11 protein-coding genes are annotated in these 12,009 nt (G+C 32.3%); all 11 read right to left on the bottom strand.

The annotated features are described in order from the left end of the window. Positions 1–4: 4 nt before the first annotated feature. Positions 5–895, bottom strand: a complete 891-nt coding sequence (locus ACT3CE_RS05925; RefSeq protein WP_444708840.1) for a hypothetical protein — start codon at positions 893–895, stop codon at positions 5–7. 110 nt (positions 896–1,005) lie between these two features. Then, positions 1,006–2,454, bottom strand: a complete 1,449-nt coding sequence (locus ACT3CE_RS05920) for an MBOAT family O-acyltransferase (protein WP_444708839.1) — start codon at positions 2,452–2,454, stop codon at positions 1,006–1,008. Between the two features lie 157 nt (positions 2,455–2,611). Continuing rightward, a complete protein-coding gene (locus ACT3CE_RS05915; protein ID WP_444708838.1) occupies positions 2,612–3,763 on the bottom strand; it encodes an ATP-grasp domain-containing protein in 1,152 nt (383 codons plus the stop codon). Positions 3,764–3,765: 2 nt separating this feature from the next. Next, complete coding sequence (locus ACT3CE_RS05910; protein WP_444708837.1) at positions 3,766–5,208, bottom strand: lipopolysaccharide biosynthesis protein; 1,443 nt, start codon at positions 5,206–5,208, stop codon at positions 3,766–3,768. Between the two features lie 2 nt (positions 5,209–5,210). Then, positions 5,211–6,371: a hypothetical protein gene (locus ACT3CE_RS05905; RefSeq protein ID WP_444708836.1), complete on the bottom strand. Its 1,161-nt coding sequence runs from the start codon at positions 6,369–6,371 to the stop codon at positions 5,211–5,213. Between the two features lie 13 nt (positions 6,372–6,384). Then, on the bottom strand, positions 6,385–7,395 hold the full coding sequence (locus ACT3CE_RS05900; protein WP_444708835.1) for an ATP-grasp domain-containing protein: 1,011 nt from the start codon (positions 7,393–7,395) through the stop codon (positions 6,385–6,387). A 13-nt stretch (positions 7,396–7,408) separates the two neighbouring features. Next, positions 7,409–8,452, bottom strand: a complete 1,044-nt coding sequence (locus tag ACT3CE_RS05895) for an SDR family oxidoreductase (protein WP_444708834.1) — start codon at positions 8,450–8,452, stop codon at positions 7,409–7,411. A 27-nt stretch (positions 8,453–8,479) separates the two neighbouring features. Next, entirely contained in the window at positions 8,480–9,757 is a 1,278-nt protein-coding gene (locus ACT3CE_RS05890) for a nucleotide sugar dehydrogenase (protein WP_444708833.1), read from the bottom strand. A gap of 88 nt (positions 9,758–9,845) precedes the next feature. Beyond that, positions 9,846–9,944, bottom strand: coding sequence for a GxxExxY protein (locus ACT3CE_RS05885; protein ID WP_444709171.1), 99 nt, complete (start codon positions 9,942–9,944; stop codon positions 9,846–9,848). A 185-nt stretch (positions 9,945–10,129) separates the two neighbouring features. After that, the gene (locus ACT3CE_RS05880) at positions 10,130–11,332 is read right to left on the bottom strand and encodes a Wzz/FepE/Etk N-terminal domain-containing protein (protein WP_444708832.1); all 1,203 of its coding nucleotides are present in this window, start codon (positions 11,330–11,332) and stop codon (positions 10,130–10,132) included. A 193-nt stretch (positions 11,333–11,525) separates the two neighbouring features. Beyond that, positions 11,526–11,831: a GIY-YIG nuclease family protein gene (locus ACT3CE_RS05875; RefSeq protein ID WP_444708831.1), complete on the bottom strand. Its 306-nt coding sequence runs from the start codon at positions 11,829–11,831 to the stop codon at positions 11,526–11,528. Positions 11,832–12,009 lie beyond the last annotated feature (178 nt).

Raw genomic sequence — 12,009 nt, 5'->3', positions numbered from 1 at the left:
CACTCTATTTATTATTGTGCATTCGTAACTTATCATACATTTTCAATTTCTTGTTTAGTATAATACTAAATTTTGATGCACCTTTTTTATTTAAATGATCTTGGTTGTAAAAATCTTTTTTTAAAAATCGACAATCTTCGTTAAAACGCCAATACTGAATATTATATTTTTGACATATATTATCAATATCTTCAATATTTCGTTTTATTTGTTTTTTGTCAAGATATTTATTGTATTCTCTATAAGTTGGTGATGAAAACAAAACGGGCTCAATGTTCTTATTTTTTAAAAAAAGAATAAAACTATTTAAATCTTTAATTACTTCAACTCGTTCACTTTTATTTATATTTTCTTTGAAATTACTAGCCTTTTTTTTGTAAGAAAGATTATTAAATGAATAATTATTTAAACCTTCAAGTCCTATAAAACCACCACATAAATGGTCTGTAATATTAACTCCATTTTCGACATTAAAATTGATAATTGAATCATTTCTATATTTAAGAGTATTTAATACTCTTTTTTTAATTAAACTTAAAGATACTTTAGGTGTATAGCCCCAAATAAAAGGAGATACCGTTGACTTTATGTAATCCTTATTTTTGTATTTGATACCATTTGCATAATAAGACCATATATCCCTAACCCCCTGAGAAGATGTAAAAAGTGAATGATAGTCTACACTAATAAAAACATATTTAAGATTTCTTACTCCTTCATTTATCGCTTTGATAGTTAATCTTTTATCAAAATATATCTGTTGACTAACATTTGCTATATTATACCCTATAAAATCCTCAAGCATACAAGGATTAACGGAATAATTGGCGTGCGAATTTCCAAGAAATAAAACTTGAATAGAATCTTTAGCATTTAACAATCCATTATATTTCATAGTGTATAAACTATCCATATTACGGAGATAACCATCAATTGATAAAATGAAAATTAATGGTAGAAAAGAAAATAACATTATTTTGTATATGAATTTTTTCATTTGAACCTCTAAAATTGAAAATAAATAAATTGTTGTTCTTCTCCCATAAATAATATTATCACAATTATTATAGAATAATAGAAAGCATATCTAAATAGCCTTTTCCACCTAAAACCTAATCTTGCAATAGCATATTCTTCATTCCTTCCACACCATTCAATAATGATAAAAATAAGAATTATAATTAAAGTTACTAATGCATGTCTCATTCCAGAGAAATGTGGAATTGTAAATAATGATTTTGAAAAAATAGTTAATAAATAATTTTGTGCATGTCCAATATTTTCTGCTCTAAAAAACACCCAAGCCAAAACAGTTAATCCAAAAGTAATTCCCATTTGGTATAATTCTTTAAATGAAGGAAATATCTTTCCCTGTGCAACTATATCCAAATTATTACGATTATTATTTTTAAGCATCACTGGTAGAAAATAACAAGCATTTATAAATCCCCAAGCCAGAAATGTCCAATTTGCACCATGCCAAAATCCACTAACAATAAATATTACAAATGTATTTCTAATTTTCATCCAAATTCCGCCACGACTACCACCTATCGGAATGTATAAATAATCTCTAAACCAAGTTGATAACGAAATATGCCAACGTCTCCAAAATTCAGCAATATCTCTTGAAAAATATGGAAATGCAAAATTTTGTTTCAAGTCAAATCCAAAAAGTCTTGATGTTCCGATAGCTATATCTGAATATCCAGAAAAATCACAATAAATTTGAAATGTAAAAAATAGGGCCCCTAAAACTAACGTACTACCTGAATAATCAGCCGAATTACTAAATATTTCATTTGCAACTCGTGCAGAATTATCAGCAATTACAATTTTTTTAAAAAATCCCCACAAGATTTGTCTTAGCCCATCAACTGCTTTGTCATATTCAAAAGTTCTTTTTTTATGGAATTGAGGTAATAAATTAGTAGCTCTTTCAATTGGACCTGCAACTAATTGAGGAAAGAAACTTACAAATGCTGAAAATGCAATAAAGTCTTTTGTAGGTTTGAGTTTTTGTTTATAGACGTCTATTGTATAACTCAAAGTTTGGAAAGTATAGAAACTAATTCCTACTGGTAATATAATATTTAACGAATTTGGCTTTATTTCAGTCCCAAAAAATGAGAATGCTGTTATAAAGTTTTCAAGAAAAAAATTATAGTATTTAAAAAAACCAAGAAAACCAAGGTTAATCAAGATACTTATCCATAATAATGTTTTTCTTTTTAGTTTATTTTCTTCTGTTCCTAATTTTCGCCCAACAGAATAATCAACAAATGTACTGAAAATTATTAATGATAAAAACCTCCAGTCCCACCAACCATAAAAAACATAACTAGCAAAAAAAACCAAAAAATTTTGAAGTTTAAGGTTTTTATTCGTTACAAACCAATATAATAAAAATACTATCGGTAAAAATATTGCAAAATCTATTGAGTTAAAAAGCATTTATTTTCTATTCTCTTAATGTACGTAATTAGGTTTATTAGTATGATGTATAGCATATTAATACACTATAAAACCACATTCATAAGCACTTTTACACAATGATAAAATGCTTACCATGGTTGTACCTACTAAAACAATTACTGGTTTCATATAATCTTTATTTATGATTTAATAAATACTTATTCAAAGCTAAAACAATAAAACTTTTCAAAGTATGAAAAAGAGGCCCCAAATCCTTTTTATTATAAAGAAGATGACTATCAGCTTTAATGCACTGATTAATCCATTTTTGAACAGATATTTTTTTTGTTCTTACAAATTGAAAAAAATCTGTTAGCTCATTCATTCCGGTAAAATAATCTTTTAATAATACATCTTCAATCTCCAAGCTATTATTCACAAGTGATTTACACCAAATATAAGGTAAGTTAGCACCTCCAGTCGTAGTAAAGTAACTAAAACCATCATGTCTAAAATTAATTTCCGTAAAAAATAGATTATTGCTTTTATCTACTAAAAATTCAACAGAGAATAATCCGCTATATTGCGTTTCTTCAATTAACTTATGCACATTATTTCTAAATTCTTCTTTTTGGTTTTCAAATTTCTCAAAATAAACATAACCTCCAAATTCGTTTTTAGTAAAACGAAAAAACTTTTCAATGAAAGGGATATAAATTTGTTTTCCAGAATTAATTGATAATCCTTGTAAACAAATTTCATTTTTCTTATCAATATATTGTTGCAATAGAATTTTATCGCTTCTTACTTTTTTTAAAGCATCAGCTAATTCAACTTTATTCCCACATAAAAATACATCTTTTTTTCCACCTTTAATAGTCATTATAGACTTAGTAAAACATGGATATACCATATCGTCAGGTATGGAATCATTTTTATCAATAAGGACAGATTTAGGTGAAACAAATCCAAATTGTTCTGCAACTTCTGATATTATTATTTTATCCATTAATGCTGTAATCCTACCATCAATTTGTGCGTTCGGCAGATAGAAATCATTTTTGAGCTTCGAATAGTTCTTATCTATAATGCTTGCTGTTTCATCATTACTACATATTATTATTGGCTTTAGACATTCATTTAAAAAGTTATCAAGAATAAACTTTAAACCTTCTTCTACAGTATCAACATGAACTACTATCGAAGGATATTTACTACTAAAAATCATTCCTGATTTAGATCCATACAAAACGCAAATCGGTTTAATACTCTCTTCTCCTAAACTTCTTACAATACCAAGAGCATTTATATGATTAAACCCCAAAACAATAACTTTATTTCTCACCATAACTATTTCTTCATGATACTTAAAATTATTTTCTTAACACTTTTAATTCCTTTGCTTTTGAAAACTATAGACAAAGACAGATAGCAAAAGATCATTAACAATCCACATATTACTAGAAGGATATATTTATTGAATTCCAAACTTGTACCGATCCACACAACTATAAATATTGATGCAAAAGATATTATTATCGTTTTGCTTTGATCTATTATAAAATCAACAATATTGTACTTTATTAATTTAAAGGCAAAACCAATATAAAGCGAACCGCCAAATATTCCTGAGACAGTAAATCCAACAGCTAAAGCTAATACACTAACTTGTGCTAATACAACAACCGTAATTAGTCTAACAACCTGTTTTACAATCGCCAGATAAAACATTATCTTTGTCTTTCCTTTAACCATTATAATATTCGTCGCTAACTTTTGTAAAGGGAAAAAAATATCAAATACACTGCTAATGGATAAGTATATCCCAGCAGCGATCCATTTATCACCAAATAAACATGTAACAACTAAATCTCCATGAAATATTACAAATAAAGATGTTGGTAAAAAGATGAAAATTACAATTTGAAAAATCTCAATATAACTTTCCCGTAACTTATCTTGATCATTTTTCAACTTCGAAGTGATGGGATATGTAACCTGCTCTAATACACTAACAAAAGGGGAGACAATATATCCATCTAATTTTCTTCCCTGGGAATAATACCCTAGGTCTTTTTTAGTGTACATCTTACCAATAAACATTGAACTAATATTAGTTACAATCGCATCGAGTAGACCTTGCATCAATAAAAATCCTCCAAAAGAAAAATATTTTTTTATAGGTTGAAAACTAAAAACCAAAGATGGTTTCCATTTGGCAAAATACCATAATGCAATAGCTTTAAATAAAGGTTGTATAATCATATTGGCAGCTAAAGCCCATACACCAAAGCCTAACAAAGCTAATATTAATGCAGTCACACCAGCACCTATCATACCTATTACAGCGCATTTTGAAACTATTGGGAATTTGAATTCTCTAACGAGTTTTGCATTTTGAATAATAATTAACGAATTAAATATAATTACCAAAAATGTCACTCGCGATAAAGTCACCAATTGAGGTGCATGAAAAAAATCAGCAATTAGAGGTGCTGTAAAAAATAAACCAATATAAATAACAATTGATACGCCCAGATTTAAATAGAAGACAGATGATAGATCCGTTTGCGAAGGATTATCATCTCTAATGATTGCCTGGCTAAATCCACTATCAATAAAAACATTGGAAACTGCAATGAAAATAATTAACAATTCAATTAAAGCAAAGTCTTCAGGAATCAGAATTCTAGCCAAAACCATTGTAACCAAAAGACTTGTTAATCCTGTCCCCACCTTCCCCAAAGACATCCAAAAAAGCCCCTTTAATGATTCTTTACGTAAACTTGCCATTCTTATTTTTCTATGCTATTTATAATAACCTCACCCAGTTCATCCGAACTCATAAACTCCACATCAGGCCATTTCTTAACAATTGTTTTTAATAATTCAGAAAATTGCTTTAAATTATTATCTCTGTTTTCAGGCTGTATAGCTCCAATAAAATTCAACCGATGAGCACATATTACCGCAGGCTTCTTAAGTTTAAAAGCCTTTTCAATTCCCTTCAAACAATAATCAATATTGAGTTTTTTATTTTGTGTAGGTTCCCAAAGACAATTCCTGACTAAATAGGTTTGACCAAAATCATTTGATTCTCCCATATAATGATACTCACCTTGTTTCTTTGTAACAGCAGATTTTAATAATGAATATCTCTGAAAAGGAGCTCCTTGAATATATTGCACACCTTTCGCAAATGCAAACTCTTCAATTTCTTTATCCCATGTATAATTAGGAGCAATCATCGAAATAGATTTAAAACCAAACAATGATTCGAATATATCTAATCCTTCGCTGATACTAGTTTTTATAAAAGAATATTGATTTTCATTATTTACATCAAAAGCTCTTAAATGACTTTGTCTATTATCTTCATCATAACTAACTTGAGGAAAAAAAACATCTTCACCAAATGCTATTCTCATTTTGCCTAGATCTTTTTGAAGAGAATTAAGCCACATTTGCACATTCAAATGTTCCCGTCCATGAAATTGAGGACGAAATAAACCCTTGCTCATCCCTTCCTTCCACAAATCAAAAGATTTAACACAATTATTATACCTCTTAAAAGTTTCTGTTATGATTTCATAATGATAGTTTTGATAACTATCTCTGTGAATCTTATCAAAGTCAGGATTCGCCATAACACAATTTAGAGTTACTCTAACTGGATTGTTATTACAATCCTTCACTCCATTTAAGACATCCATCAAATTTAGCAAATCAGTTTCAGTTGCTAAAGAATCACAATAATCATAGCCAATATCAAAATTTAACTTCACTTCCATCTTTTGAAGCCTGTCCCTCGCTTCTTTAGATGGAATTCGAATACTGCCCCAATCGTCTGATTCAATCACGACAATCCTACGATTCGTTTGCCACCCTTTTTTTAGCATTAAACTATAATTATACCTATAATTTAAAACATCTAAATAGTGTTTAAATGACTTCATTTCCCCTCTTTATTTATCTTATTAGATTATCCACCATCCAATTCTGTGGAATAAACTTGCCTTCATTCCAACTAAGATTTTCATCCCAGTAACCACTTGCCTTATCTAAAAAATTCAGCATAGGAAAGCCATAACTAATCTCAACAAGATAAATATTATTATCTAAATCTTTAATAAAGTCAAATGCTGTTGATTGAGCACCAAGCTTTTTATTGAGTTTATATGCTAATGATATGAAATCCTTATCAATATTTTCATTAGGAAAAACTAAGTCCCCACTACCAGAAGCTCTAAAATCATTTTCTCTTATATTTCTTTGTAAAGCAACTGCCTTATCGCCGACAACAACAACACGTATATCAAAACCGTTGTTTGGTATGAAATCCTGAAAATACACATAGCCTTTTTCAGGTGAACGCATTTTTCCAAATTCAGTATTAATAAATAATCGTCCAATACCTTTGCAGACTGCCAAGAAAGTATCTTTTCCACCTTTGAATTTAGTCCATCTTTCTTTTAAGTTATTCCATTTGTCAAATTGTGGGAATCCCCTACCAAATGCCCTATTGATAAGTTTAATGGCTTCTAATTTTGTGCGGACAAGTTTTACATTTACTGCACCTGCCCCACCTCTTAGTTTAAATACTTTAGGGAAAGAAGTGTGTTCTATCCATTCTAAAGACTCCCTTTTTGTATAAAACACAAAAGAAGGTACTAATGGAGCACCAATTGCTTCGAACATATATTTTTGCCCAACTTTATCGTCAAAGTGCCAGCCCGTATTAAAATCAGGAAAAACCTTTTTACCTGCCATTTGAAGAGAGTACAACAATTGCTTGGCAAATAATGTATCGCGATAATCTGCATGATGGTGATGCCACATAAATGCGTCACAATCTTTCACCTTTTCTACAATGTCAGTATCATAGGCATCAACAATTGTATAAGCAATCTGTTTCTCTTCACAATAATTTATCCAACGATCGCTAAAAGATCCGGATCTATGATGTATAGCTATTTTCATAACAATAATATCTTTATAAATTTTCCCAGTACCATTTAGTGGCTTCTTTTATCCCAGCTTTTATTGAAAATTTAGGATCATATTCCAACAAAGTCTTCCCTTTTTCAATGGAAGCCAATGAGTGAGGTATATCACCTGCTCGCGTAGGACCATGAATAATCTGAACCTTTGCGATATCAGCATCGAATACTGCAAGGTTAGTCCTTAAAGCATCAATTAATTCATTTAAATCGGTACGCTCACCAAATGCAACATTAAAAACTTCAGCTAATACACTATCAGTGTCTACCCAAGTATCATTTTGTTTGTGTTTTGTATAATAGTCTTTGGCTCTTTCCTTAATTTCTTTCGTAGGCGTAATAGCTGCAAGCTGGTTAGCCTGAATCACATTTTCAATATAAGTAAAGTCACGGCTAAAAGTACCATCTCCATTGATTACCGGCGACTCATGAGCCATTAACTTTTTAACAAATAAGGGAATTACTGCAGCATAAGCTCCATTGGGATCCTGTCGGCGACCAAATACATTAAAGTAGCGCAAGCCTATAGTTTCGATACCATAGAGATCACTAAAGTTTTTGGCATACAATTCGTCTACATACTTGGTAATAGCGTAAGGCGAAAGAGCATTACCAATTTCATGTTCTACCTTAGGTAGAGCTTTTGAATCACCATAAGTTGATGAACTTGCAGCATATACAAAACGTTTCACTTTTGCCTCTTTAGCTGCAAATAACATTTTAACAAAACCACCAATATTGACATCAGTCGCAGTCATTGGGTCTACAATAGAACGTGGCACCGAGCCTAAGGCTGCCTGGTGTAACACATAATCCACACCTTCTACTGCTTTTTGGCAATCCTCATAATTGCGAATATCCCCTTCAACTAAAGTAAAATTGGGGTTACTAAGGTAGGGTTCTATATTGTGGCGGTGACCAGTCATAAAATTATCAAGACAAACCACCTTATTGTTTTGTCCAAGAAGTGCTTCGCACAGGTTAGAACCTATAAAGCCAGCTCCACCAGTCACTAATACTTTGCTATTTTCTATCATTTGAACTTATTATTCAATAATTACATTTTAAAGCCGACCGTCAACACTATCCTTATCAAGAACAGCTTTCACATCGTAGATCACACACGTATCTCTTTTTAGAGCAGACATATCTAATTTCAAAAATTCCTTATGAGCTACTGCTAATACAATTGCATCATATTTATTTTCCAATTCTGATGTCAATTCTACATTATATTCTTTTTTCACTTCATCTACACCTGCCCAAGGATCATAGATATCAACATGACAACCATAGTCGTTTAATTCACTATATATATCAATAGCTTTAGTATTTCGTATATCCGGACAATTTTCCTTAAAAGTAATCCCTAACATTAAGATATTTGAGTCCTTAATCTTTTGACCTTTCTTAATCATCAGCTTAACAGTCTGCTCTGCCACATATTTAGCCATGCTATCATTCAAACGTCTTCCTGCTAAAATGATTTCAGGATTATATCCAACTTCCTGTGCTTTTTGAGCCAAATAAAAAGGATCAACTCCAATACAATGTCCACCAACTAAACCTGGAGCAAATGGCAAAAAATTCCATTTAGTTCCTGCAGCTTCAAGAACCTGTCTTGTATCTATATCTAATAAATCAAAAATTTTAGCTAATTCATTTACAAAGGCAATATTAATATCCCGCTGAGAGTTCTCAATCACTTTAGCTGCCTCAGCAACTTTTATACAAGAAGCTTTATGAGTACCAGCAACAATCACGGTATTATAAACAGAATCAACTAAATCAGCAACTTCAGATGTTGAACCCGAAGTAACCTTTAAAATCTTAGTTACTGTATGTTTTTTATCTCCAGGATTAATCCGTTCTGGAGAATAACCTACAAAAAAATCTTTATTAAAAACTAAACCAGATACTTTTTCAAGAACGGGTACACACTCATCTTCTGTTACTCCAGGATAAACAGTCGATTCATAAACAACAACATCTCCTTTTTTTAGCACATTACCAACAGTTTCACTGGCTTTATACAAAGGTGTCAATACTGGTCTGTTATTCTTATCCGTTGGAGTTGGAACAGTAACTACATAAAAATTTGAATCTTCCAAATCTTTCAAATCTGATGAAAAACTAATTCCTAAATCCTCATTTGAATTATCAATTACATCTTTCAAATAAGCATCAGAGATTTCTAAAGTATGATCATGACCATTTTCAAGCTCTTTGATTCGATCCAAATTAATATCAAAACCAACTGTCTTAAATTTCTTACCAAACTCAACTGCTAAAGGCAATCCTACATAGCCTAATCCGATAACGGCAACTTTAATATCTTTCATTTTAAACTTGATTCTATGTGTTTTAATTCTTTTTACTAATTGTATTACACAAATTGAAACAGATTACGCGAATTTCGCGAATGAGCGGTCAGTGCGTTAAATTCACGAATCGTTTGTATTTTAATGAACGTTCACCAAAATTAACTAATAATCCCAACTGATAGTTCGTTACTTTTAAATAGTTGATTGTTTGTTGTTAATCTGTTTATTTTCAATACCTAATTAATTATTCGTCATGCTGAACTTGTTTACTTTCAGTGAGCTCGCAAGCTCGGTTCAGCATCTGCTCACTTATTTGTAAATCTTACATCCGTTAAATCCTTAGATCCTGGGATCCTGAAACAAGTTCAGGATGACGTTCATCAGTTCTAATCATTTTCCTTTACTCCACTGTTCTTTAATCGAACCCAGAAACTCCTTTCCAAACACCATTCCTATCCCAACAATTCCACCCAGGAAAGTCCAGATTACCAACATCATAGAACGCTTGGGCTTCGATTTCTCTATGGGCACGGATACAGGTTCAATTACCGTAAACACCGGCGTATCTTCTTTCACCTGAATTTTTTGTGTCTCCAGTTGCTTGGCTAACTCTGAATACACTCCGTAAACTAAATTGTATTCTGCCGTTAAGCTTTCTAATTCTGTTTGTGCTCTTGCAGTACTCACATTTTTATTACGGTCGCGAAAGTTAGCTAATTTTTCCTGAGCTGCTTCCGATTCTTTCTGTTTTTCTGCATAACGCTCTTCCACAAAAACCAATTGATCTTTTGCTTTCTGTATTTTAAAGTCGGTGATGGCCTCCTGCAAGAGAACCTGTGCTTTTTGTGCCAGCTGAGCTGCGGCTTTGGCTTCGGGCATACGGGCAGATAGAGAGATGTAGCCGTCTTTGTCATTGAATTCGATGGAGAGTTGGGCTGATAAGATTTCGATTAGCTTTTTTTCATCCTGGGAAATAGAGATGAGATCGCTGCTTGTAGGCGCAAGCATTGCGTCACTACCATTACCACGGATAGCCTTTAGGATTAAACCTGGTAGGCCGATGGTGTATTTCTTGATAGTTCCCAATAATCCTGGCTTTTTGATTTCCAGATAATAATCTGCAAATGTTACTTGTTTCTTCTGCCCTTCAATACTCAAAGATGTTTTCATCAGCTCCTTTTGAAAAGGGATGCTGTTTACAATCTTAGGATATAGCGTTGGGGGAATATCTGAGCCTCCACCCATTGAACCCAAGTTGATACCAGCCATGGCTGCCAGTCCTCCCAGACTACCGCCCAACTTGGATCCGCCCTCGGCCGATTGCGGCACCATGGTGGTAGAAGCGGTGTATTCTTTTGCGGAGAAGATCGCAATGAATAGGCCCAGCCCCATAAAGATAAGGGTGGTCTTAATGACTGTGCGGCGGCCTTCCCATAAAGTTTTGGCCAATTGAATCAAATCAATCTCATCTTCGGCTTGGGTTTGTATGTTCTTGTTTTCTTGCATTATTTCTATTTTCTTTTCTCTTACTATTTTGTTGAGATCCCTCGTCGCTTTGCTTCCCTCGGGATGACTGCTAAACTTTCTGGTCATTCTGAACTTATTTACTTTCAGTGAGCTCGTAAACTCGGTACAGCATCTGTATTTATCCTTGAGATCCTGAGATCCTGAGATCCTGAAACGAGTTCAGGATGTCTGCGTCAGTTCAGGATGACGTTCGTCAGTTCAGGATGACTGCGTCAGTTCTGGATGACTGCATCAGTTCTGAATCCTTTCCTTATTTCATTTATCTAAATTCCATTTTTAAATCCTTCAATTCTGGATTCAAGCTCTTAATTAAATTTGTCTTCCATTCACGCTTCCAATTTTTCAATTGTTTTTCTCTGGCAATAGCCTCACTAATATCATCAAACTCTTCAAAGTAAACCAAGTCTGTCAAATTATATTTACTTGTAAACTTTGATCCCACTCCTTCATCGTGCTCTGCTATCCGTCGTTTCAAATCGGATGTCACACCTATATATAATGTCGTTCTATTTTTATTCGTCATGATATAGATGTATCCTCCTTTCATTTTAATAGTATTCGTCATGCTGAACTTGTTTACTTTCAGTGAGCTCGTAAACTCGGTACAGCATCTGTATTTATTTTGAGATCCTTCAATTCTGAATTCAAACTCTTAATTAAAATAATATTCGTCATGCTGAACTTGTTTACTTTCAGTGAGCTCGTAAACTCGGTACAGCATCTGTATTTATTTTGAGATCCTT

The sequence above is a fragment of the Marinifilum sp. RC60d5 genome, assembly GCF_052400665.1.
Classification (GTDB): domain Bacteria; phylum Bacteroidota; class Bacteroidia; order Bacteroidales; family Marinifilaceae; genus JBQTGK01.
Note: the sequence above shows the minus strand (reverse complement) of the source record. Positions and strands in the feature narration are given on the sequence as shown.